The sequence below is a fragment of the Bradyrhizobium sp. GW821-FHT13H05 genome (genome assembly GCF_058804065.1).
In genome coordinates this window covers 1-23,538 of the sequence record NZ_JBXAPO010000006.1, presented here as the reverse complement: position 1 = coordinate 23,538, position 23,538 = coordinate 1, and the positions used below count along the sequence as shown (strand labels likewise).

Sequence of the window (23,538 nt, the reverse complement as noted above, 5' to 3'; positions counted from 1 at the left end):
TCATGGCATAATCCCGGGAACCCGGACCACAATTGCAACCACCCGAGGGGCCCTTTGAGCATGACCACCAACGCGCGCGAGCCGAGAGTACATCCCGTGCCGATCCTTTCGCTTCGGCCGACGCAGATGACGGTCGGCATGCGTGAGGTCAAGGAGAAGCGCAAGCGCTGGCGTGAGCACGACAGAAGGAAGCAGGCCGACCTGCTCGGCAAGCACATGATCCCCGTCGTCTACGGACCGGACCAGCGCTACTACGTGATCGATCATCATCATCTCGGCCGCGCGCTGCACGACGAGGGCGTCAAGGAGGTGCTGGTGACCGTGGTCGGCGACCTCAGGATGGTCGAGCGCGAGGCCTTCTGGGGCGTGATGGACAACAAGCGCTGGGTCTACCCCTACGATTCCAAGGGCGAACGGCGGCCGTTCCGCGACCTGCCGAAATCGGTCGTCGATCTCAAGGACGATCCGTTCCGGAGCCTTGCCGGCGAGCTTCGCCGCATGGGGGGCTTTGCCAAGGACACCACGCCGTTCTCCGAATTCCTGTGGGCCGACTTTCTGCGCCGAAAACTGTCGCGCAAAGCGGTGGATGCCAATTTCGACAAGGCTCTGGAGAAGGCTCTGGCCGCGGCCAAGGGCAAGGATGCGGTCTATCTGCCCGGCTGGTGCGGGCCGGCGGACGACGATTAGGGCAGCCGGAAGCACGGCCAGTTAGATGTGGCCTCATCAGGGTGTTTTCATCTTCACGATGATGGCGGCCGTTCCGCCGCTCATTGCCCTTGTTCGGCTGAATGTTCTGGCTCTGGCCGGATGTGTGCTGATCGCCGTGCTGGTGCGGCTGCTGGCCAGTTACTCTTACTCCGTGCCGATTGCGATCGTGCTGCTGATCGTTTCGTTTGCGGTCGCGTGTCGCGGATGGCGCCTGACGCGAGATGCGGGTCTGTGGGGCCGCACGGTCATTCTCTATTCGCTGTTCTTCGCAATGACCGGATATGCGCTGAATCTGTCGCTCACGCACAACTGGGCGCCGCCGAGGATCCTTGCAGAGCCGCTTGCTTCGCCATTGATGGACCGTGATCAAGCCATAACCGCGGCCCTGAATGCGCAATTTCCGGAAGGGACGGACGAGGCGGTCTTGAAGGCTTCGCTGTCGAAGGATGGGTTCACTGAGGTCGTGCAGCCGCACCCGCTGTGCAGATTGCCGGACACGCGCGAGGGATGGACGAGCTACGCTTCGTGCCCCGCCGGCGCGCGGGAAATGACCCACAAGTACGAGAAGGTCAGTTTGTTTTGCGGGGGCACCCGCATATCGGTCAATTGGTCGGTCGATTCCGAGGGAAAGATCGTGCGGCTGGCGGCGACCAAACGTACTCCCTGCTTCTAGCGAACGCAGCGCCCGAATGACGGGTCGCTATGGGCCAGCGAATGACGATTGGGCGCAACCGTTCACATCAGTCGCGCTGGAAGATCTTGGCGCCGGGATAGACGCGACGGGCGTAAGTCACGACCAGCGCGCGCTCCTGGGTTGCGAGGAACGGCGTTCGGATCTGGCTCGACCCGACGATGAGGTGCCATAGACCATTGAGCTTCTGAATGACGATCTTCATCTGAGTGATCCCTAGAGACCTTGCACTCCAGCAAATGTTGCCTGTTGCGGCAGTCCTGCGATTCAGGATCGCGAGTGCGTGCGTAAAATTCCCGGTACGTTTCGCACCCGCTGCAAGACGGCGGCGACTATTATTAGTGTAATGCGTCTGCGCCTCCGCGACAGGAGCTCATCACAGCCTCTTGAGCGAAGTCATTTTCTGTTCGCACGACACCGTCCTGAAACAGAGCCACCCCATCTCTATGAGGCAGTCGAGCTCACACAGGAGGCCAAAATGCGCCGTCTGGTTTTTGTAGTTGCCTTGCTCGCGGTCGCCTCAGCGGGAATCTCGGCGTCGTTTGCCGCTGTTCACCACGCCAAGGCGTTGACGTTTTCCGAGCGCTTTGCCCCGGCACTCGAGTTGATGGCGAAGCGGTAACGGCATAGCGCTCCACAGCCGCAGGGCGACGCGGATCACTTTGTGTTCTGCTGGCCGGACGACGACAGCAGGCGTTCGATCTCGGCGGCGGCCTCGCCGTCGCGGGCCTTCTGCAGCAGCGTGTGGCGCTCGGCGCCGGCCGGCAGCTTCCTGGCGGCGGCGCGGGCGTCCTGCGTGAACTTGTTCAGGCGCTCCTGAAGCGACAGGGCGGGGCGCGTACGGTTGCGTTTCTTGGTCATGGCTTGGCCTTTCCGGCACGAAACCAACCATGCGGACGCGACCGACGTCCTTAACTTTTGTTGGAACCGGGCAAGCGCATTGCGGGTTTCCATTGCGGGCGCTGCGGCGTCACGAGTTCCATGAGCAATCGGGAGTCATTGGGTGACCGGCGATGCGATCCGCGCGGCGCTTGTCAGGCGCCTGCGCATGACCTCCAACATCTCGGAAGACGACATCAAGGAGATCGACGCCCTTCCGATCTCGGTGCGGCAGTTCCCCGCCGAAATGCCCGTGGTACGTGATGGCGAGCGTGCGACCGATTGCTGTCTGATCGCGGATGGCTTCTGCGTGCGCTCCAAGACGATTGCGAGCGGCAAGCGGCAGATCCTCTCCATTCACATTCCAGGCGAAATTCCGGACCTGATGAGCCTGTTCCTGCACGTGATGGACCATGAGTTGTCGACCTTGACGCCTTCGACGCTGGGCTTCATCAGCCACGAGACGCTGCAGAAGCTGCATCGGCGCGCCCCGAATATCGCAGAGATGTTCTGGCGCGACACGCTGATAGATGCTGCGATGTTTCGCGAGTGGATTGTCAATGTCGGCCAGCGTCCCGCACCCTCGCGGCTCGCCCATGTCATGATCGAATTGCGCGAGCGTCTCAGAATCATCGGACGCGTCGACGGCGACCATTTCGAGATGCCGCTGACACAGGAGCAGATCGGCGAAGCCCTCGGGATCACCGCGGTCCACGCCAATCGCGTCATCAAGCAATTGCGTCAGGAGGGGATCGTCGAGTTCCATCGCGGTCGCGTCACGGTGCTCGATGAACGCAAATTTCTGGAACTGGCCGATTTCGACGACCGTTATTTGCACCAGTCGCCAACACTTTGAGCTTTGAGCCGCAGATGCCGCGATTCCATTTCGATATCCACGAGAACGGCCGCTTCATCCCGGACGAGCACGGGCAGGATTTCGTGAATGTGGAAGGCGCGCGCAAGGAAGCGGTGCTTACCGGCGCGTCCATCGCCCGTGACGCCTTCGTCGCCGGCAGCGCGCATCAGGTCGTCGTCGAAATCCGCGAGGGAGGCACTCCCTGCATGACGATATCGATCACGCTCGCGGTCGAATCGGCCTAGGCGGACGAGGCGACACACAACATCCAGCTCGATCTGAATTCTGCGGCCTCCTGGCACGCAGGCCCTTTGATATGCCGCAAATCGAGGCCGGCGTGGGCCGCTACGGTCATCCGTACATGATGGGTGAACCGGCATTGCGCCCGATGGCAGGGGGCGAGGGGGCTCCGGTCATGCCAACCCGGAGACTGACGATGAGCTTGATCCTTCGCGTCCTCTTTATCCTCGCCGGGGCCATCACCGCGCTGTTCGTTGCGCGTGATGCCCTGAACTTCACCATCATCCAGACCTTCGTCGCCATGCTGCTGGTGACCGGCGTCCTGCTCGCGGGGAGTCTCTGGAGCCTGCGGCGGAAGACGTGAGCGGCACGGAGGGCGCAAGACCTGCCGGGCTGAGCGAGGCCGAGGCTCGGGCGCGGCTGGAAGAGGACGGCGCCAACGAATTGCCTCGGCCCGAACGACGCAGCCCCCTGCGCATCGTCATGGAAGTGCTGCGCGAGCCCATGCTCATGCTGCTGCTCTGCGGCGGGCTGGTCTACCTCGTGCTCGGCGATCTCAGGGAAGCGCTGATCCTGCTGGCATTCGGTGCGATGTCCATCGTGATCACGGTGGTGCAGGAGACCCGAACCGAGCGCGTGCTGGAAGCCTTGCGCGACCTGAGCAGCCCGCGTGCACTCGTGGTGCGGGACGGTGCGCGTCGGCGAATCCCGGGCCGCGAGGTCGTCCGCGGCGATCTCCTTGTCCTTGGCGAAGGCGACCGGATTCCGGCCGACGCCGCGCTGGTGGACGCGCGCGATCTGCAAATCGACGAGTCGCTGCTGACCGGCGAGTCGGTGCCCGTTCGCAAGCAGGTTGTCGACAAGGCCGCGTCAGCCGATCACCGGCCCGGCGGCGAGGATCAGCCCTTCGTGTATTCCGGCTCGCTCGTCGTGCGCGGCGAGGGGCTCGCACTGGTCGAGGCCACCGGCCCGCGCAGCGAGATCGGGAAGATCGGGCTGTCGCTGCGCGGCTTGCAGGCCGAGCCGCCCCGGCTTCAGCAGCAGACCGCAAGACTGGTGCGGCTCTGTTTCCTCGGCGGCGCCGTGGTCAGCCTCGCCGCCGTCGCGCTCTACGGCGTCTTGCGCGGGGATTGGCTGCAAGCGTTGCTCGCGGGCATCGCCATCGGCATGGCGATGCTGCCGGAGGAGTTCGGCGTCGTGCTCACGGTCTTCATGGCGATGGGCGCATGGCGGATTTCGCAAGCCCGCGTCCTGACGCGGCGCGCCGCAGCCATCGAGGTGCTCGGCTCCGCGACCGTCCTGTGCACCGACAAGACCGGAACACTGACGCAGAACCAGATGTCCGTCGCGGAGCTGCGGCTGCCCGATGGGATGCGCATGCGTCCGGCGCCGGCTGGACACGACGATGCGAGGCCCGAATTTGCCGAGCTTGCGCGCTGTGGCGCCTTGGCGAGCTCCCCGGAACCGTTCGATCCGATGGAGAAGGCTCTGCACCTGTTCGCGTACGACGCCTTGCGGGACGGCGACGCGCGGGATGGCGGCCGGACGCTGGTGCGTACCTACGGTCTGCGCCCCGAATTGCTGGCCATGACGCAGGTCTGGCGGACAGCCGGCCGAGAGGGCCTCATCGCATGCGCCAAGGGTGCGCCCGAGGCGATTGCGCGACTGTGCAGATTGAACGCTGCCGACCAGGAGTCGATGCAAGCTGCCGTCGGAGCGATGGCGAAGGACGGGCTTCGCGTGCTGGGGATGGCGGTCGCCTCCTGCGATGACGCTTCACTCCCGGCGTCGCAGCAGGCTTTCGCGTTTCGCCTTGTCGGGCTGGTCGGGCTTGCCGACCCGCTGCGGCCTCATGTCGTCGAAGCCGTTCGCGAATGCCGCGCGGCGGGAATCCGCGTCGTCATGATCACGGGCGACTATCCGGCAACGGCTGTTGCCATCGCGAACCAGGCCGGGCTCGACGTCCGGGACGTCATGATCGGCGATCAGGTCAAGCTGGCGGACGATCCGGAACTCGCGGAACGCGTCAAGCACGTGAACCTGTTCGCCCGGGTCCTGCCGGAACAGAAGCTGCGCATCGTCCAGGCGATGAAGCTCAACGGCGAGATCGTGGCGATGACGGGGGACGGCGTCAACGATGCGCCCTCGCTCAAGGCCGCCCATATCGGCATCGCGATGGGAGGGCGTGGGACCGATGTCGCGCGAGAGGCGTCGTCGATCGTCCTGCTCGACGACGATTTCGGTTCGATCGTGTCGGCCATTCGCCTCGGGCGCCGCATCTACGACAATCTGCGCAAGGCGATGGCCTTCATCTTCGCCGTTCATGTCCCGATCGCCGGGCTGGCCTTGTTGCCTCTGGTGTTCGGGCTGCCGCTGATTTTCGGTCCGGTGCACATCGCGTTTCTGGAATTGATCATCGACCCCGTATGCTCGCTGGTGTTCGAGGCGGAGCGGGACGAGCGCGATGCGATGACGCGCCCGCCGAGGCGAGCCGATGCCGAGCTGTTCTCGTGGGCACTGGTTGGCTGGAGCGTGCTTCAGGGCGCGCTCGCATTTGCCCTGACGGCCGTCATATTCGTCGGCGCGCTTCGCTCCGGCCTTGCAGCCGACGAGGCGAGGACGCTCACCTTCGTGACGCTCGTCGTCTGCATCGTCGCTCTCGTGCTGGTCAACCGGTCTTTCAGCGCGTCGTTCGCGTCCGCATTCTTCCGGCCAAATCCAGCACTGGTCTGGATCTTCGCAGCGGTCGCCATCGTTCTCGCCACGACGCTGCTCTGGCCGCCGGCCTCCAGCCTGTTTCGCTTCGGTCCGCTGCACGCAGACGATTTGATGATCACGCTCGGCGTGGGACTGCTGCTGCTGACGGTGCTCGAATTGCTGAAGCCGCTGTGGGCGCGGCGGCTTCGGTTCTAGCTCCCATCCGGGGCGCCCGTCTTCGGGGGTGGCTGATCCTCCTTGCCGCCGAGCATTCGGTGCAGCCGGCGTTCGATGCGACGGCCGACCGTGAGCAGCACGAAGGCGAGCGTCAGCGCGATTGCGACGATCTTCCATTGGCCGACGCCACAGGCGATGCCGAGGCAGGCGGCGAGGAAGGTGCAGGCGGCGCTGGTCAGTCCGCGGACGCGAAACCTATCGCTCTCGTGGACGATGACGCCGGCACCGAGAAAGCCGATGCCGGTGAGGATGCCCTGGATGACACGGCTCGCCGCATCGGTGATCTTGCCGGCTTCGGCGAACTGCACGGCCAGCAACACGACGGTCGCGGTGGAGAGGCCGACGATGCCGAGCGTCTTCAGCCCGATCGGCTTGCCATGCAGGTCGCGGTTCAGTCCGATGGCGCCGCCGGCCAGCGTCGCGACGCCGAGGCGCAGCAGGATTTCGGGCCAGTCCAGCTCGGTCATTGCGTGTTCGTCACTTCTTCGGCAGCCGTCCCATCAGGTAGAACTCGTCGTTCGGCCGCATGCCGGTGAAATTCGCCAGCCGGTTCGACAGCGCGAAGAAGGCAGAGATCGCGGCAATGTCCCAGATGTCGTCGTCGCTGAAGCCGTGGGGGCCGAGCGCGGCGAAATCCTCCTCGGAGACGCGCTGCGCATCCGCCGAGACCTTCATCGCGAAATCGAGCATCGCCTTCTGCCGCGGCGTGATGTCGGCCTTGCGGTAGTTCACCGCGACCTGGTCGGCGATTGGCGGGTTCTTGGCGCGGATGCGCAGGATAGCGCCGTGGGCGATCACGCAATACTGGCACTGGTTGGCCGCCGAGGTCGCCACCACGATCATCTCGCGCTCGGCCTTGGTGAGGCCGCCGTCCTTCTCCATCAGCGCGTCGTGATAGGCGAAGAAGGCGCGGAACTCGTCAGGACGATAGGCCAGCGTCAGGAAGACGTTCGGCACGAAGCCGCTCTTTTCCTGAACGGCGAGAAGCCGCGTGCGGATGTCGTCGGGCAGCGTGTCGAGGGCGGGAGCGGGGAAGCGTGTCGCGGCGGGTTTTGTCATGGCCATGGATTCCGGCTTGGGGCCGGCAACCATAGTCGATGCGGGCGGCAGGCTCAACGCGCCGCGGGGCACTGGTTGGCGCGGTGCGAAGGCGCATCTGCGGTTTGGGTGCGAATTGGGGAATGGCGCTCGTTCACCTTGCTCCGTCATTGCGAGCGCAGCGAAGCAATCCAGAGTCTTTCCGCGGAGCGATTCTGGATTGCTTCGCTGCGCTCGCAATGACGAAGTGGATGGAGCGCGGCCTTACCGCAGCGGCTTCTTCAGCAGCGAGAAGCGATCCGGGTCCAGCCCCATCGAGGGCTGCAGCATCGGGGCTTCGGCGGTGCTGAGCGTCTTTGCGGGTGGCGTCTGGAAGACCGGATCGTTCGGTGCAGAGTCGCGATTTGAGGTCGCGCCGCGCCAGCGCTCGAGCACGGCGCTGACAAAGTGCATGTCGTGACCGGCGGTGACTGACGGCACGCTGCTGATGGTGGCTTCGCCGCGCGGCAATTGGTGCGGCGGCACCTCCTTGAAGCGCAGGCGCGTCGGCAGCGCGACGCCTTCGCCGAAGGCCAGCACTTCGCGGGTGCCGAGCGAGGGCACGAAGGAGAGCAGGTTCGCGGCCGCATCCGACACCGCGGCGCGCAGCAGCGCCTGGTCGCGGTCGTTGGCAAGACGCATCGTGAACAGCGTGTTGCACTGGGAGATGATGGTGGCGTCGAGCTCGGCGGGGCGCTGGGTGATGAGGCCGAGATAGACGCCGTATTTGCGGCCTTCCTTGGCGATGCGGGACACCGCCTTGCGGGTCGGCCCGAAGCCGACATTGCGGTCGGCGGAGGCATAACGGTGCGCTTCCTCGCAGACGAACAGCAGCGGTGAGACGCCGTCGCTCCACAGGCCGAAGTCGAACGCCATGCGGCAGAGCACCGAGACGACGGAATCGATCACTTCAGCAGGGAAGCCGGCGAGCTGCATCACCGTCATCGGCTTGCCGTTGGCGGGTAGGCGGAACAGGTGGCTGATGACCTCGGCCATGGTGTCGCCGCCGACATTGGCGTTGTCGAACATGAAGGCGTAGCGCGGATCGTTGCGCACCGCTTCGATGCGCGAGATCAGCTTGTGGTAGATGATGCGCGAGGAGCGGTTTTCCAGCTTGCCCATGCGCTCGTCGATCAGCGACATCAGGTCGACCAGGCGGTACGGCACGGGCGTGTCGACGGTGTAGCCGACCTGCTTGGGATCGATGCGCTTGAGGCCGATGCGGTCGGCGTTCTGGTACTGGGTGTAGACGCCCTTGGCGAGCGGGATCACCTCGGCGAGGATGTCGAGCTCCTCCGGCACGCCGGCGCGGCCGCCGAACAGCACGTCGACGATTTCCTCGAAATTGAACAGCCAGAACGGCAGCTTCAGGTTCCGAGGGTTCAGCACCAGCGCGCGGTCGCCGAAGCAGCGGCCATATTCGTTGTGCACGTCGAGCAGGAAGATGCGCAGATTCGGCCGCGCCTTCAGGATCTCGTTGAGCAGGAGCGACACGCCGGTCGACTTGCCGACGCCGGTCGATCCCAGCACGGCAAAATGCTTGGACAGCATTTCCTCGACGTCGACATAGGCGATGACGGAGCTGTCCTGCTGGAGGAAGCCGACGTTGATCTGGTCCGATCCGGTCGGCGCGTAGATCGTGCGCAGCTCCTGGCTGGTGATCAGGTCGACGGAATCGCCGATGGTCGGATAATTGGTGACGCCGCGCTGGAATTTGGCCTTGCCGGCGGCGTTGAGGATCTCGCCGAGCAGGTCGACCGAGGCGATGGCGATGTATTTGTCGGCGCTCGACAGGTTTTCGCAGGAGACCTCGGTGATCATGGCGACAATGACCGAGCTGGCGCAGCGGATGCTGACGAAGCGGCCGACGGTCGCCCGCACCTCCGAGACCGGCATCTGGCTTTCCGCCAGAAGCCCGACCCGGGCAAGCGACCCGCGAACCGAAATCACGCGTCCAAAGGATGTCACGATGGATGAACCTGGCATGAGCGAGGAGTTTAACCCCGACTATGCGCGGCTCTCGCTGCACAAACGGTTAAACGGCAGGCGCGCGCGCTTCGTTAAATCCGCGACAATTCGGCCAATAGATTTGTTCCCGATGCATACTTATGGGCGGAAACGAGCGGAAAATGCTGCTTTTCTAGGCCGGTGAGTTCAAAAGAGCTTAAGGAAGATTTTACCATTCGGGCACTCAGTCCGCCGTTCGAGGGATGGTGCTCTCGTTGGTCGGGGCGCCCCGTGACCCGGGGATGCGAGGTTTGATTTGTTGACGGGACCTAATCATTTGTACATTAGTACAAATGAACCCCGCGGCCTCGGTGCCGCCCCGGACGCATGGGCCAATTGCGGCGCGGCATCCGAATGCGCGATCCGGTCCGGTGGATCGCCAGCTACGCCTTGCCAGCCAAGTTTTGGAGGACATCTCATGCAGCCCGAACCGATCCTCGATCTTGCTCATCTCGGCCACATGGAGCTGCTGACGCCCAAGCCGGACGAGAGCCTGAAATTCTTCGTCGATGTGATGGGCATGACCGTCAGCGGGCAAAAGGGCGAATCCGTGTATTTGCGCGGCTGGGACGATTACGAGCGCTATTCGCTCAAGCTCACGGCGTCGAAGACATCAGGCATGGAGCACATGGCACTGCGCGCGCGCAGCCAGCAGGCGCTGGAGCGCCGCGTTGCCGCGCTGAAAGGCTCGGGCTTCGACATCGGCTGGATCGACGGCGACATGGGGCAGGGGCCGACCTTCCGCTGCCACGACCCCGACGGGCACATCGTCGAGCTCTATTACGAGACCGAATGGTATCAGGCGCCGCCGGAGCTGAAGCCCGCGCTGAAGAACCAGGCGCAGCGTTTTCCGGCGCGCGGCGTCAATGTCCGCAGGCTCGACCACCTCAACTGCCTCGCCGTCGACATCAAGGCCAACCGCGAGTTCTTCGAGAATTATCTCGGCTGCCGCCTCACCGAGCAGATCGTGCTCAACGATGGAAGGGAAGCCGCGATGTGGCTGACCATGTCGAACAAGAGCTACGATTTCGCCTATTCGCTCGACCATTCCGGCACGCCCGGCCGCTTCCACCACGTCACCTATGCGCTCGACAGCCGCGAGGAGATCCTGCGCGCCGCCGACATCTTCCTGGAGAACGGCATCCACATCGAGACCGGTCCGCACAAGCACGCGATCCAGCAAACCTTCTTTCTTTATGTCTACGAGCCCGGCGGCAACCGCGTCGAGGTCGCCAATGCCGGCGCGCGCCTCATCCTTGCGCCCGACTGGAAGCCGATCGTGTGGACCGAGGAGGAGCGCAAGAAGGGCCAAGCCTGGGGCCTGAAGACGATCGAGTCCTTCCACACCCACGGCACGCCGCCGGTCGAGGCGAAGAAGCACGGCTGATCTAATGCATGATGAAATGAGGCATACGGCGAGGGCGGTGCGCTCCCTCTCCCGCTTGCGGGAGAGGTGACCAAGCCAGCCGCCAGATCGAGTCCGTCAAAAGTCATCAGGCCTTAGTGTGCCGACGATCGCACCCGCGCGATGGTCTCGCGCACGCCGGTCCATGCCGGCTTGTCCGGCGCGAACTGCTTGCGCAGGAAACTGACGAGCTCCTCGAGCTGCGCGTCGCTCATGCTGGCCTTGAACGCGGGCATGTAGCCGAGATCGCTCGATGCGGGATCAGCGACGCCGTGCAGGATCACCTGCACGAGATTGCCCGGTGTCGCGCTGTGCAGATTGCTGTTGAGCGCCAGCGACGGCCGGCTGCCGAACAGCGGCAGGCCGCCAACTTCGTGGCAGACGGCGCAGGCGCCCTGATAGAGCCGCGCGCCGGTGGAGGACGCGACGCTGACTTGCGTTGCGCTCTCGAGTTTTGCGGCAATCGCATTCTGTGTCGGAGCGTCGGCCGAGCCATCATTGAACGAGCCGAGATAGATCGCCATCGCACGGATATCCTGGTCGGGCAGGGCTTTGAGGTCCCTGACGATTGGCGCCATCGGACCTGCCGCCACACCGTGATAGCGCGAATGGCCGGTGCGCAAGTACGCGAATAGCTCGTGCTCGCTCCACGGGATCGGTGCATGCGACAGCGACGTCAGCGGCGGCGCCTCCCAGCCCTCGGCAAAGCCGCCAGCGAGATAGGCGTTGCGCTGCTCGGCGCCGAGCGCATTGCGCGGTGAATGGCAGGCGCTGCAATGGCCGAGGCCCTCGACCAGATAGGCGCCGCGATTCCATTGCTCGGACTTCGCCGGATCGGGCTTGAACTCACGCGTCTGATGAAACAGCGCATTCCATCCTGCGAGCAGCGGGCGGAGATTGAACGGAAATGCCAGCGTATTCGCTGGCGCCGTTGCGCGCACCGCGGGCTGCGCCATCAGATAGGCATAGAGCGCCTGGAGATCGGCCTCGCTCGTCTTCGAAAAATGCGTGTAGGGGAAGGCGGGATAGAGCTGCCGTCCGTCGCGATGCAGCCCATCGCGCATGGCGCGCTCGAAGGCGGGGTACGACCACGCCCCGATGCCGGTCTCGACGTCTGGCGTGATGTTGGTCGCGTAGATCGTGCCGAAGGGCGTCTCCAGCGCGCGGCCGCCGGCGTTGAGCGCGCCCGTGAGGCTGGTGTGGCACTCCGCGCAATTGCCGAGCGCTGCGAGCTCTTGGCCGCGCGCGATCGTCGCGGCGGAATAGACCGACGCATCGGGACGCGAGATCGGCGCGATCGCGCGCCCTGGCAGAAGCGCCGCGCCGACGCCGATCGCAGCGGTGCAGACGGCCGCAATGGTCGCAAAGAGGCCGGCGCGTTTGGCGAACGGATTTTGCCAGATGCGGGACGGCGGCGGCGTGGCCGGAGCGGGCAGGGCCTGCGGCACCGGCGATGCTTCACCGTACAGGCCCCTCAGGATGCGCTCCGGCGTAAACGGCGGCTCGCGAAAGCGTACGCCGGTGGCATCGAAGATCGCATTGGCGATCGCAGCCGCGCTCGGGACCGAGGCGGACTCGCCGACGCCGAGCGGCGGCTGGTCCGGCCGCGGCAGCAGCAGCACGTCGATCTTGGGCACCTCGGGGAAGGGGATGATGGGATAGGCGCCCCATTCCCGCGCCGCCACCGCGCCGCGCTCGAAGGAGACTTCCTCCATCAGCGCGCGGCTGGTGGACTGGATGACGTTGCCGTGGATCTGGTGGCGCACGCCGTCCGGATTGATCATCAGGCCGGAGTCCTGCCCGGCGACGACGCGCGTGACGCTGACATCGCCGGTCGTCTTGTTCACGGCAACGTCGGCAACCCAGGCGGACCATGCCGCGCCAAAGCCCGGGAACTTGCTGTGGACGTAGAGCGCATAGGCAAAGCCGCGCCCGTGCACGACCTCGCCGTCCTTCTCCTCGCGAACCGGCCGCGGCTTCCAGCCTGCGCGCTCGGCGACCGCATTGACGAGATCGACGGCGCGCTGATCCCTGAGATAGCGCAGCCGGTATTCGATGGGATCGACGCCGGCCTCGGTCGCGGCCTCGTCGATATAGGATTCATGCGCAAACGTGTTCGGCAGCGCCGAGACACCGCGGAACCAGGAGGCACGCACGATCGGCGCCATGTCGTGCGCGACGACGCGCATGTGGTCGTAGTCGTAAGGCGGGATCGCGGTGCGGTCGCCCATCTGGAGCACGGCTGGATCGGGCGAGATCCGTCCCGTCAGCAGCAGCGCCAGCGTCGGGGCGGCATTCGACGGATAGCGCGTGGCGAGATCGTATCCGGCGATGCCGCCGTCGGCGTTCAGTCCGCCGTTGACGTCGATGAGCTGCGCCGTGCCCTTGGGCTCCCAAATGTGCTCCTGCTCGCGTGTCAGCTGCACGCGGACGGGACGGCCGACGGCGCGCGAGAGCAGCAGCGCATCCGCGCTGACGTCATCGGCGCAGTTGCGGCCGTAGCAGCCGGCGGCTTCGAGGCGGATCACGTCGATCTCGCTCTCGGGGCGTTCGACCAGCAAGGCGAGGTCGCTGCGCAGCAGGTGGGGATTTTGCGTGCCCGACCAGACGCGGATGTTGCCGTCCTGGACGTCGGCAACGGCGCAGGATGGGCCGATCGAGGCGTGCATCTGATACGGCCAGACGTAGGTGCGCCGCATCGGCGTGGCCGCGCCTGATATCGCCTTGTCGACGTCGCCCTTGTCGATCAGCGTGCGCGGCGTCGACGGATTGGCGCGCAGCGCGGTCTCGACATCGGAGAGATCGGTGAGCGCAGGCGTCGGTTTCCAGCTCAGCTTGAGCTGCTCCGCGGCGCGAATCGCATTCTCCTCGCGCTCGGCGACGATTCCGACGAAATCGCCGATGCGCACGACGGCGACGAGACCGGGGATGTCGCGCACGGAGGATTCGTCGACCGCGATCAGGCTGGTGCCGATGAACGGACCGGCATCGACGCCGGCATAGGGCGGCCGCACCACGCGGCCGTGCAGCATGCCAGGCAGGCGGATGTCGTGCACGAAGGTCAGCTCGCCCGTGGCTTTCGCGGGAAGATCGACGCGCGGCATAGACTGGCCGACGATGGCGTAATCGCCGACAGCTTTGACCTGCGTGTCGTCGGCAAGCTCGAGACGGATGGTCTCGCCTTTGATCAGCTCGCCATAGCTGATGCTGCGGTTGTCTTGCCCCCGCACGAGGCCGTCCTCGATCCTGAGGTCGGCAACCGGCAGCTCCAGTCGCTCGGCTGCACGCGCGATCAGGAAGTGCCGCGCCTGGGCGGCGGCCTTGCGCAGGGGAATGGCGGTGATCTGGATGGTTTCGCTGGCGATGGTCGCGCCCTGGTTCGGCACGATGGCGGTATCGCCGAGCACGACGACGACGCGGGCAAAGGACACGTCGAGCTCTTCGGCGACGATCTGGCCGAGCGCCGTGCGAATGCCGGTGCCGAGATCGACATGGCCGTTATAGGCCCTGACCGATCCATCAGCGGTGATGCGGACAAAAGTCTCGGATGTGATCTCGTCCACGGTGCGGACGACGACGAGCGAACCCGATGGCTGCTCGGCTCGGTTCGAAGCAGGGGAGGCCATCAATCAGCGGCCCCGGCGAGTTGGCCCGATGCGCGCATCACCGCACGCAGGATTTCGACATGCGTGCCGCAGCGGCAAAGATTGTAGCGCAGCGCGGCGAGTGCCTCCTGCTCCGATGGCTGCGGGTTGATGGCGAGCAGTGCCTTGGTGGTCATGATCATGCCGTTGAGGCAGTAGCCGCATTGCGCGGCCTGCTCGTCGATGAAGGCCTGCTGCACGACGTCGGGCTTGTCGCGCGTGCCGAGGCCTTCGAGTGTCACGATGTCGCGCCCGGCACACCCGCCGATCGGAATCACGCAGGAGCGCGCCGCGGCGCCGTCGATCAGGACAGTGCAGGTGCCGCATTCGCCGAGGCCGCAGCCGTATTTCGCGCCGTTGAGCGCGAGATCATTGCGCAGCACGTAGAGCAGCGGCGTTGCGCGCTCCGCCGTGACCTCGTGGATCCCTCCGTTTACGGTGAGGCGGATCGGTGTCTGCGTCATCCTCGTTTCCCAGCCGCTTGATCAAGTCCTGGCGACCATGCGATCGCGAAAATTCCAGGTCGCTCAAAATCTACGTCGTGACGATACCGTTTGTACACAAACGTGCAAGCGGCCATGCCGCAGTGCAGCGCGATTGCCCGCTTTGTGGACAAAGCCGGGAGGCAAATGAGGTTTTATTCGGCAGGGGGGCTTTTCGCGCACGCCGCCGCTTGACAGCCCTGGGGGCTGCGCGCAAAATCGTTCGTATACGAATGATAACCGCGTTGTCCGCTGGCTTTGACATGGTGATGGAAACAACGAGCGCCGCCACCGACAAGATCCGCTGCGATGCCTGTCCGGTGATGTGCTACATCAAGCCGGGCGCGGCGGGCGCTTGCGACCGCTATGCCAACCACGACGGCAAGCTGGTTCGCGTCGATCCGCATGTGATTCTGGAGCGCACCGTCTCGCATGGCGGCAAGCTGGTGCCGTTCAGCCGCACCGAGGACTGGGACGGCAAGATCGTCCACGAGCCTTCAACCTTTGTCACGGCGATCGGTGCGGGCACGACCTATCCCGACTACAAGCCGGCGCCGTTCATCGTCTCGTCCGAGATCGACGGCGTCGACATGGTGACTGTCGTTACCGAGGGCATCTTCTCCTATTGCGGCATCAAGGTGAAGATCGACACCGACCGCTATCTCGGCCCGGAAACCGCGACCGTGCGCGCGCAGGGCGAGGCGGTCGGCCACGTCACGACAAGCGAATACGGCTCGCAGATGCTATCGCTCGGCGGCGTGCATCATCTCACCGGCGGCTCCAAGAAGGAGGGCCGCGTCACCTGCGACACGCTGATGGACCTCGCCAATTGCAAGGCGGTTGAGCTCACCATCGACGGCGGCGCAAGCGTGGTGGTGCAGGCCGGCCAGCCGCCGATCGTGAACGGCATGAAAGAAGAGCGCATGCGCGTCGGCTGCGGCTCGGCGACGATCGGCATGTTCGCCAAGCAATGGCACGGCAAGGTCGACGAGGTCGTTGTCGTCGACGACCACATCACCGGCGTGCTCAGCGAGCACCAGGCCGGCAAGCTGCTCGACATCGCCGACACCGGCATCAAGATGAAGGGGCGCCGCTCGACGCCCGGCCGCTATTTCCAGGTCGCCGATCCCGGCACGGGGTGGGGTGGCACCAACATCTCCGATCCGCTCGCGATCCTCGGGCCGTTCGATGCCAAGGAGGCCAAGCCTGGCCTCTCGATGCTGATGGTCTCCACCACCGGCGAGCATTCGTCCTACTACGTGCTCGACGAGGCCCTGAAGCCGGTCGAGACCGAGATGCCAGATGACCTGAAGTTCTCGGTCGAGCGCATCCAGGAGAATTGCGAGCCGGCGCTGTGCACGGTGCTGTTCATGGCAGGAGCCGGCGGCTCCTTGCGCGCCGGCGTCACCGACAATCCGGTGCGGCTGACGCGCTCGGTGAAGGACGCGCTGACGCGCGTCACCAGCGGCGGTGCGCCGGTCTATGTCTGGCCGGGCGGCGGCATCACCTACATGGTCGATGTGACGCGGATGCCTTCAGGCGCATTCGGCTATGTTCCGACGCCGGCGCTGGTCGCGCCGATCGAGTTCACGATGAAGCTGTCCGACTATGCCGCGCTCGGCGGGCACATGGATTATGTCAAGCCGCTCGCAGAAGTGCAGGGTGGCGACGATATCAGACAGTTGCCCTGGCAGAACCCGATTCCAGGGCCCCGGGCATGACAAGGGTCCCGCAAATCGCATTGCTGTCTGATGGCCGGCGGCTGCATTTGCAGGATGGTCCAATTGATCTGGTCGTCGAGGCGAGGGGAGAGGCAGGAGAGGTGCGTGCGGCTTATGAGGCGGCGGCGCGCCGTTTCTCCGGGCTGCTCGACGAGCTTTGCGTGGAGCTGCCCGAGCTGCGCGAGGCGGCGAAGCCAGGGGCGTGCTCGCTGAAGGGCGTGGTTGCGCGGCGCATGTCTGCCGCCGTGGCCCCCTTTGCCGCCGACTGCTTCATTACGCCGATGGCCGCGGTGGCCGGCAGCGTGGCGGAGGAGATTCTCGGCGCGATGCTGAACGCTGCGACGCTCGATCGGGCCTACGTCAACAATGGCGGCGACATCGCGCTGCATCTTGGCGCGGGCGAGCATTTTTCGGTTGGCCTGATGGATCGCCCCGATCGTGACGGCGTGATGCGGGCGATGCGGGTCGATGCGGATGAGCCCGTGCGCGGCATCGCGACCAGCGGACGCCATGGCCGCAGCTTTTCGCTCGGGATCGCCGATGCCGTGACGGTGATGGCGGCGACGGCGTCGCAGGCCGATGCGGCGGCGACCGTGATCGCCAATGCTGTCGATCTGCCCGGACATCCCGCCATCATCAGGGCGCCTGCGAACGAGCTTCAGCCTGACACCGATCTCGGCGCGCGTCTTGTGACCCGCGACGTCGGTGAATTGCCGCAGAGCGAGATCGCGGCTGCGCTGGAATCTGGCGCGGAATGTGCACGGGAATTGTTCGATCGCGGGCTGATTGAGGGTGCCGTGTTGCAGCTCAGTGGTGATATGCTTGTCATCGGACCGAAAGACATTGAACGGCAACGATCGCGCCCGGCTGTGCTGGGGAATGCGGTTCATGCCTGAGCGGGGAAGAGCCCAGGGGAAACAATCATGAGCGCGATCATCCGCAAGATCGTCACCGTTGTCGAAGAGACGCAGATGGAGATGGGCCGCCAGGTTTCGCCGCCGACCCGGCGCGCGGCGGCGATCGCTGTGATCGAAAATCCCTTTGCCGGAAAATATGTCGAGGATCTCTCACCGCTGATTGCGATCGGCGAGGAGCTCGGCGAGCTCTTGTCGAAGCGCGCGGTGGCGGCGCTCGGCATCGACGGTGCGAAAGCGCAGAGTTACGGCAAGGCCGCGGCCGTCGGCGAGAACGGTGAGCTGGAACATGCCGCCGCAATCCTTCACCCCAAGATGGGCGCGCCGGTGCGCAAGGTTCTGACCAAGGGCGCGGCGCTGATTCCGTCGTCGAAGAAGCGCAGCGGCCCCGGTACGACGCTGGACATTCCGCTTGGGCACAAGGACGCGGCTTTCGTACGCAGCCATTTCGACGGCATGGAAGTGCAGGTCAATGACGCGCCGCGCGCCAACGAGATCATGGTCGCGGTCGCCGTCACCGACAGCGGCCGTCCCTTGCCGCGCGTCGGCGGGCTGACGGTTGCGGAGATCAAGGGCGAAGACGGTCTGAAATAGAAGACTCGAGAGAGTTCAAAACTGGAGGTTGGGATGCGAGCAAGAAATTACTTCGTCGGCGCGGCCTTCGCGCTTCTGGCGGGCGGCATGGCTCATTCGGCCGTGGCGCAGGAGATCAAGATCGGCGAGATCAACAGCTATTCGCTGCTGCCGGCGTTCACCGAGCCCTATCGCAAGGGCTGGCAGCTCGCGGTGGAAGAGATCAACGCGGCCGGCGGCATCAACGGCAAGAAGCTCGTCGTCATCTCCAAGGACGACGGCGGCAAGCCCGCTGACGCACAGACGGCGGCCAACGAGCTCGTATCGAGCGAAGGCGTTGCGATGCTGACGGGCACGTTCCTGTCGAACATCGGTCTTGCGGTCAGCGACTTCGCCAACCAGAAGAAGGTGTTCTTCCTCGCGGCCGAGCCGCTGACGGATGCCGTGACCTGGTCCAAGGGCAACAAGTACACCTTCCGCCTGCGCCCCTCGAACTACATGCAGGCCGCGATGCTGGTGGAAGCCGCCAGCAAGCTGCCGGCCAAGCGCTGGGCGACGATAGCGCCGAACTACGAATACGGCCAGTCGGCGGTCGCGGTGTTCAAGAAGCTGATGTCGGAGAAGCGTCCTGATATCCAGTGGGTCGACGAGCAGTGGCCGCCGCAGGGCAAGATCGATGCGGGTCCGGTGGTGCAGGCGGTTGCCGCCGCCAATCCCGAAGCCATCCTCAACGTCACCTTTGGCGCCGACCTCGTCAAGCTTGTGCGTGAAGGCAACACCCGCGGCCTGTTCAAGGGGCGCGAGGTTGTGTCGTTCCTGACCGGCGAGCCCGAATATCTCGATCCGCTCAAGGAGGAGACGCCGGAGGGTTGGATCGTCACCGGCTATCCCTGGTACTCGATCAAGACGCCCGAGCACGATGCGTTCCTGAAGGCCTATCAGGCCAAGTACAACGACTATCCGCGTCTCGGCTCGATCGTCGGCTACCAGACCATCAAGTCGGCCGCCGCTATTCTCGCGAAGGCCGGTTCGACCGATCCTGAGAAGCTGATTACTGCTGCGGAAGGGCTGTCGATGCCGTCGCCGCTCGGTGAGATTACCTTCCGCAAGATCGATCACCAGTCGACGCTCGGCGCTTACGTCGGCAAGACCGCGCTGAAGGACGGCAAGGGCGTGATGGTGGACTCGTCCTACAAGAAGGGCTCGGACTACCTCCCGAGCGACGCCGAAGTCGAGAAGCTGCGGCCGAAGGATTGATCTCTTCCTTCTCCCTCGCCCCGCTTGCGGGGAGAAGGTCGGGGTGAGGGGGAGCCTCCGCGAGGGAGGTGACAGTAAGCCCTGCGGAGACTCCCCCTCACCCGAATTTGCGCGTTGCGCAAATTCGACCTCTCCCCGCAAGCGGGGAGAGGTGAACCAAGTCTCGCATGCCGCGGCATGCAACACTCAACCCGGACCGCCGATGGCCTTTTATGTCGTACAGTTCCTGACCGGTCTCGCCAGCGCAGCGTCGCTGTTTCTGGTGGCCTCGGGCCTGTCGATCATCTTCGGCGTGACGCGGATCGTGAATTTCGCCCATGGCGCCTTCTACATGATCGGCGCCTACATCGCCTTCACGCTGACGGAGCGGCTGTCGGGCGCGTTCGGCTTCTGGGGCGCGATCGTCATGGCGGCGTTCGCGGTGGCCCTGATCGGCGTCATCGTCGAGATGGTCTTGCTCCGCCGCATCTATCATGCGCCGGAATTGTTCCAGCTGCTCGCGACCTTCGGCCTGACCTTGATGGTCGAGGACCTCGTTGTGCTGATCTGGGGGCCCGACGATCTCGTCGGCCGCCGCGCGCCGGGCTTCAAGGGCGCGATTGATTTCTTCGGCCAGAACATCCCGAGCTACGATCTGTTCCTGATTGCGCTCGGCCCGGTCGTGCTCGGTATCCTCTGGCTGCTATTCCAGCGCACGCGCTGGGGCGTGCTGGTGCGAGCGGCGACGCAGGACCGCGACATGGTTGCAGCGCTCGGCGTCAACCAGAAATGGCTGTTCACATCCGTGTTTGCGGTCGGCGTCTTCCTCGCCGCCCTCGGCGGCGCGCTCCAGATCCCGCGCGACGCCGTGCATCACGCGATGGATCTGCGCATCATCGTCGAAGTCTTCGTCGTGGTCGTGATCGGCGGCCTCGGCAGCATCGTCGGCGCCTTCGTCGCGGCGGTGCTGGTCTCCGAGCTCAACGCCTTCGGCATCCTGATCTTTCCGAAGATCTCCATCATCCTGGTCTTCCTGGTGATGGCGGTGGTGCTGATCGTGCGGCCCTGGGGCCTGTTCGGCAAGCCGGAGGCGGCCGCGCGCAAGACGCCGGGTCTCACCGTCAATCCCTGGCGGCCGCTGACGTCGAACGAGCGGCTCGCCTCGCTGGCAGCGTTGGTCATCGCAGCGACGCTGCCGTTGTTCGCCGGCAATTACGCCCTGACCGTCGGTTCGGAAATCGCGATCTTCGTGATCTTCGCCGTCAGCCTGCACTTCCTGATGTCGGTCGGCGGGCTCGCGTCGTTCGGCCACGCCGCCTATTTCGGCCTCGGCGCCTATGGCGTCGCCTTCCTCGCCAAGATGGCGGGGCTGCCGATGATCGTGTGCCTGTTGCTCGGCCCGCTGCTGGGCTGCATGGGCGCCGCCGTGTTCGGCTTCTTCGCCGTGCAGCTGTCCGGCGTCTATTTCGCCATGCTGACGCTCGCCTTTGCGCAGATCGTCTGGTCGATCGCGTTCCAGTGGGTGAGTGTCACAGGCGGCGACAACGGCATTTTGAGCATCTGGCCGGAAAAATGGGCGGCGAGCCCGTCGCATTTCTATTGGCTGGCGCTCGGCGTCGCGGCACTCGTCACCATCGCGCTGCGGGTCATGGTGTTCTCGCCGTTCGGCTATGCGCTCCGCGCCACGCGCGATTCGGTGTTGCGCAGCGAGGCGGTCGGCATCAACGCCAAGCGCATCCAGTGGACCGCCTTCGTGATCGCAGGCACGACCGCCGGCATTGGCGGTGCGCTGTTCGCCTATCTCAAGGGCAGCGTCTTCCCTGATAATCTCGGCATCTCGCTTTCGGTCGACGCGCTGGTCATGGTGCTGCTCGGCGGCGTCGAGACGGTGTCAGGCGCGGTGATCGGCGCCATCGTCTACAAGGCGCTGAATATCTGGCTGGTCAGCCAGACCGATCTGTCGAAGCTCGTGCTCGGCGGCTTCATCGTGCTGATTGTCGTGGTCTTCCCCAAGGGCATTGTCGGTATGCTCGAGATGCTGGCGCAGCGCCGCAGGAAGTCATCGCCGCCGGGATCCTCCTTGCTCGCCAAGCCGATCGAGTCTGCCGAATGAGCCTCGCACCCCCACTTCTCGCGGTCGAAGGTCTGACCAAATCCTATGGCGGCATCCACGCCGTCCGCGGCGTCTCGTTCTCGCTGCGATCAGGCGAGATCTTGGCGCTGATCGGGCCGAACGGTGCGGGCAAGAGCACCTGCTTCGATATGCTCAACGGCCAGAACAAGCCTGATACCGGCCACGTCCGCCTGCTCGGCGAAGAGACCACCGGCAAGAAGCCGCGCGAGATCTGGCGGCTCGGGGTCGGGCGCACCTTCCAGATCACCGCGACCTTCGCCACCATGACCGTGCGCGAGAACGTGCAGGTCGCGCTGATCTCGCATGGGAAGCAGCTGTTCAATCTCTGGGGCTCGGCGCCGAATGTCGATCGCGGCGAGGCCGGCCGGTTGCTCGAGCTGGTCGGCATGGGTGGCTATGCGGATCGGCCCTGTGGCGAACTCGCCTATGGCGACCTCAAGCGGCTCGAGCTTGCGGTCGCGCTCGCCAACCAGCCGCGACTGTTGTTGATGGACGAGCCGACCGCCGGCATGGCGCCCCGCGAGCGCGTTGACCTGATGCGGCTGACCGCGCAGATCGCGCGGGAGAAATCGATCGGCGTGCTCTTCACCGAGCACGACATGGACGTCGTGTTCGAGCATGCCGATCGCATCATCGTGCTCAATCGTGGCACGCTGATCGCCGAGGGCTCGCCGGCCGAAGTACGCAGCAATCCGCAAGTGCAGGCCGTCTATCTCGGCGAGGGCCTGCTCTACGATGCCGAGCATCGCGAGGGAGCATCGGCATGAAGCTCACGGTGCAGGACCTCAACAGTCACTATGGCCCGGCGCATATCCTGTTCGACATCGGCTTCGAGGTCGGCGAGGGTGAGGTGGTGGCGCTTCTGGGCCGCAACGGCGCCGGCAAGTCGACGACGTTCCGCTCGATCGTCGGGCTCGTGGCGCAGCGAACCGGCCGCATCATGTTCGAGGGCAAGGATGTCTCGGTGCGTCCTACACATGAGATCGTGCGCGACGGCCTCGGTTACGTTCCGGAGGAGCGGCGCATCTTCACCGATCTGACGGTGGAGGAGAACCTCGAAGTCGGCCGTCAGCCGAAGCGGCCGAATGCGCCATACTGGACGCGCGACAAGTTGTTCACGCTGTTTCCAAATCTCGGCGAGATGAAGAATCGTCCCGGCGGGCGCATGAGCGGCGGTGAACAGCAGATGCTCACCATCGCGCGGACGCTGATGGGCAATCCGTCGCTGGTGCTGCTCGACGAGCCCTCGGAAGGCCTGTCGCCGAAGATCGTGGAGCAGATGGTCGATGCCATCCTGACCATGAAGAAGGAGGGCGTCAGCATCGTCGTCTCCGAACAGAATTTGCACTTTGCGCGGCTGATCTCGGATCGCGCCTATATCATCGAGCGTGGCCGCATCTGCTTCGGCGGCACCATGGCCGAGCTTGATGCGCGTCCGGATATCCGCGACGCGCATTTGTCGTTGTGAGGGCAAAGAGAAGGGCAGCGAACGGATGGCGAGAAGTGTTGCGGCGAAGAAGAGCGTCAAGCCGTCCAAATCGTCCTACGTGCTCGACGAGCAGGTCGGCTTCATCCTGCGCCAGGTCTGGCAGCGCCACAGCTCGATCTTCTCGCGCGACATCGGTACCAACCTGACACCGACGCAATGGGCGGCGCTGTCGAAACTCGCCGAGACCGGGCCGTGCTCGCAGAACCAGCTCGGACGACTGACCGCGATGGATGTCGCGACCATCAAGGGCGTAATCGACCGGATGACGGCGCGCGGCCTGACCGAGACCAGCCAGGATCCGGAGGACGGACGGCGCCTGCTGGTGAGCCTGACGCGCGCCGGTCAACAGCTTGCGGAAAAGCTGGCGCCGAACGCGCTCGCCATCACCCGCGAAACGCTGGCGCCGCTCGACGCCAGGGAGCGCGAGACACTGATGGCGCTGTTGAGCAAGCTAAGGTGAATGCGGCCTCGTAGCAACCATTAAAGGCTATGCGGCTTTTTCGGTCCATGGCGTTCCGCGCTGTACGACGGTATTGGCATAGATCAGG

23 protein-coding genes are annotated in these 23,538 nt (G+C 64.9%); 16 read left to right on the top strand and 7 right to left on the bottom strand.

Annotation, left to right across the window (positions count from 1 at the left end):
- Window positions 1-60 precede the first annotated feature (60 nt).
- Both AC1RR3_RS19690 and AC1RR3_RS19685 read left to right on the top strand, forming a co-directional pair.
- Window positions 61-687 (top strand): ParB-like protein, encoded by a 627-nt coding sequence (locus tag AC1RR3_RS19690; protein WP_492824765.1) that lies wholly within the window; start codon window positions 61-63, stop codon window positions 685-687.
- A 25-nt stretch (window positions 688-712) separates the two neighbouring features.
- Window positions 713-1,381, top strand: coding sequence for a hypothetical protein (locus AC1RR3_RS19685; protein ID WP_492824764.1), 669 nt, complete (start codon window positions 713-715; stop codon window positions 1,379-1,381).
- Window positions 1,382-1,448: 67 nt separating this feature from the next.
- Here AC1RR3_RS19685 and AC1RR3_RS19680 read toward each other — a convergent pair whose 3' ends face one another.
- Entirely contained in the window at window positions 1,449-1,604 is a 156-nt protein-coding gene (locus tag AC1RR3_RS19680) for a hypothetical protein (RefSeq protein ID WP_492824763.1), read from the bottom strand.
- A 273-nt stretch (window positions 1,605-1,877) separates the two neighbouring features.
- On the opposite strand from AC1RR3_RS19680, the gene AC1RR3_RS19675 reads away from it, so the two are divergent.
- A complete protein-coding gene (locus AC1RR3_RS19675; protein WP_492824762.1) occupies window positions 1,878-2,021 on the top strand; it encodes a hypothetical protein in 144 nt (47 codons plus the stop codon).
- A 35-nt stretch (window positions 2,022-2,056) separates the two neighbouring features.
- On the opposite strand, the gene AC1RR3_RS19670 is transcribed toward AC1RR3_RS19675, so the two are convergent.
- Window positions 2,057-2,260 (bottom strand): hypothetical protein, encoded by a 204-nt coding sequence (locus AC1RR3_RS19670; protein ID WP_492824761.1) that lies wholly within the window; start codon window positions 2,258-2,260, stop codon window positions 2,057-2,059.
- A gap of 142 nt (window positions 2,261-2,402) precedes the next feature.
- Between AC1RR3_RS19670 and AC1RR3_RS19665 the strand changes: the two genes are divergently transcribed.
- From AC1RR3_RS19665 to AC1RR3_RS19650, 4 genes are all read left to right on the top strand, one after another.
- Window positions 2,403-3,134, top strand: coding sequence for a Crp/Fnr family transcriptional regulator (locus AC1RR3_RS19665; protein ID WP_492824760.1), 732 nt, complete (start codon window positions 2,403-2,405; stop codon window positions 3,132-3,134).
- Between the two features lie 14 nt (window positions 3,135-3,148).
- Window positions 3,149-3,379, top strand: coding sequence for a DUF6894 family protein (locus tag AC1RR3_RS19660; protein WP_492824759.1), 231 nt, complete (start codon window positions 3,149-3,151; stop codon window positions 3,377-3,379).
- A gap of 191 nt (window positions 3,380-3,570) precedes the next feature.
- Window positions 3,571-3,738 carry a hypothetical protein gene (locus tag AC1RR3_RS19655; protein WP_008137419.1) on the top strand — a complete coding sequence of 56 codons (168 nt, stop codon included), beginning with the start codon at window positions 3,571-3,573 and terminating at the stop codon, window positions 3,736-3,738.
- The gene (locus AC1RR3_RS19650; protein WP_492824758.1) at window positions 3,735-6,287 is read left to right on the top strand and encodes an HAD-IC family P-type ATPase; all 2,553 of its coding nucleotides are present in this window, start codon (window positions 3,735-3,737) and stop codon (window positions 6,285-6,287) included. Before AC1RR3_RS19655 ends, AC1RR3_RS19650 begins: the two co-directional genes overlap by 4 nt.
- Here the strand turns inward: AC1RR3_RS19650 and AC1RR3_RS19645 are convergent.
- The 3 genes from AC1RR3_RS19645 to AC1RR3_RS19635 all read right to left on the bottom strand — a co-directional run bounded on the left by AC1RR3_RS19645 (window position 6,284) and on the right by AC1RR3_RS19635 (window position 9,371).
- Window positions 6,284-6,775, bottom strand: a complete 492-nt coding sequence (locus tag AC1RR3_RS19645) for an MgtC/SapB family protein (RefSeq protein WP_492824757.1) — start codon at window positions 6,773-6,775, stop codon at window positions 6,284-6,286. The genes AC1RR3_RS19650 and AC1RR3_RS19645 overlap by 4 nt on opposite strands.
- 10 nt (window positions 6,776-6,785) lie before the next feature.
- Window positions 6,786-7,367: a peroxidase-related enzyme gene (locus AC1RR3_RS19640; protein ID WP_492824756.1), complete on the bottom strand. Its 582-nt coding sequence runs from the start codon at window positions 7,365-7,367 to the stop codon at window positions 6,786-6,788.
- 243 nt (window positions 7,368-7,610) lie between these two features.
- Window positions 7,611-9,371, bottom strand: coding sequence for an ATP-binding protein (locus tag AC1RR3_RS19635; RefSeq protein WP_492824755.1), 1,761 nt, complete (start codon window positions 9,369-9,371; stop codon window positions 7,611-7,613).
- Between the two features lie 439 nt (window positions 9,372-9,810).
- On the opposite strand from AC1RR3_RS19635, the gene AC1RR3_RS19630 reads away from it, so the two are divergent.
- Entirely contained in the window at window positions 9,811-10,779 is a 969-nt protein-coding gene (locus tag AC1RR3_RS19630; RefSeq protein ID WP_492824754.1) for a catechol 2,3-dioxygenase, read from the top strand.
- A 113-nt stretch (window positions 10,780-10,892) separates the two neighbouring features.
- On the opposite strand, the gene AC1RR3_RS19625 is transcribed toward AC1RR3_RS19630, so the two are convergent.
- Window positions 10,893-14,423, bottom strand: a complete 3,531-nt coding sequence (locus AC1RR3_RS19625; RefSeq protein WP_492824753.1) for a molybdopterin cofactor-binding domain-containing protein — start codon at window positions 14,421-14,423, stop codon at window positions 10,893-10,895.
- On the bottom strand, window positions 14,423-14,905 hold the full coding sequence (locus tag AC1RR3_RS19620) for a (2Fe-2S)-binding protein (protein WP_492824752.1): 483 nt from the start codon (window positions 14,903-14,905) through the stop codon (window positions 14,423-14,425). The genes AC1RR3_RS19625 and AC1RR3_RS19620 overlap by 1 nt, the downstream gene beginning before the upstream one ends.
- 281 nt (window positions 14,906-15,186) lie before the next feature.
- Here AC1RR3_RS19620 and AC1RR3_RS19615 point away from each other — a divergent pair, with 281 nt between their 5' ends.
- The 8 genes from AC1RR3_RS19615 (at window position 15,187) to AC1RR3_RS19580 (ending at window position 23,450) form a co-directional block, all read left to right on the top strand.
- Window positions 15,187-16,644, top strand: coding sequence for a 6-hydroxynicotinate reductase (locus tag AC1RR3_RS19615; RefSeq protein WP_492825147.1), 1,458 nt, complete (start codon window positions 15,187-15,189; stop codon window positions 16,642-16,644).
- Window positions 16,641-17,540 (top strand): UPF0280 family protein, encoded by a 900-nt coding sequence (locus AC1RR3_RS19610; protein WP_492824751.1) that lies wholly within the window; start codon window positions 16,641-16,643, stop codon window positions 17,538-17,540. Before AC1RR3_RS19615 ends, AC1RR3_RS19610 begins: the two co-directional genes overlap by 4 nt.
- Before the next feature lie 27 nt (window positions 17,541-17,567).
- Window positions 17,568-18,152: an amino acid synthesis family protein gene (locus AC1RR3_RS19605; protein WP_492824750.1), complete on the top strand. Its 585-nt coding sequence runs from the start codon at window positions 17,568-17,570 to the stop codon at window positions 18,150-18,152.
- A 33-nt stretch (window positions 18,153-18,185) separates the two neighbouring features.
- The gene (locus AC1RR3_RS19600; protein ID WP_492824749.1) at window positions 18,186-19,388 is read left to right on the top strand and encodes an ABC transporter substrate-binding protein; all 1,203 of its coding nucleotides are present in this window, start codon (window positions 18,186-18,188) and stop codon (window positions 19,386-19,388) included.
- Window positions 19,389-19,590: 202 nt separating this feature from the next.
- A complete protein-coding gene (locus AC1RR3_RS19595; protein WP_492824748.1) occupies window positions 19,591-21,480 on the top strand; it encodes an ABC transporter permease in 1,890 nt (629 codons plus the stop codon).
- The gene (locus AC1RR3_RS19590) at window positions 21,477-22,268 is read left to right on the top strand and encodes an ABC transporter ATP-binding protein (protein ID WP_492824747.1); all 792 of its coding nucleotides are present in this window, start codon (window positions 21,477-21,479) and stop codon (window positions 22,266-22,268) included. Before AC1RR3_RS19595 ends, AC1RR3_RS19590 begins: the two co-directional genes overlap by 4 nt.
- On the top strand, window positions 22,265-22,969 hold the full coding sequence (locus AC1RR3_RS19585; protein ID WP_492824746.1) for an ABC transporter ATP-binding protein: 705 nt from the start codon (window positions 22,265-22,267) through the stop codon (window positions 22,967-22,969). The genes AC1RR3_RS19590 and AC1RR3_RS19585 overlap by 4 nt, the downstream gene beginning before the upstream one ends.
- 25 nt (window positions 22,970-22,994) lie before the next feature.
- Entirely contained in the window at window positions 22,995-23,450 is a 456-nt protein-coding gene (locus tag AC1RR3_RS19580; RefSeq protein WP_492824745.1) for a MarR family winged helix-turn-helix transcriptional regulator, read from the top strand.
- Window positions 23,451-23,538 lie beyond the last annotated feature (88 nt).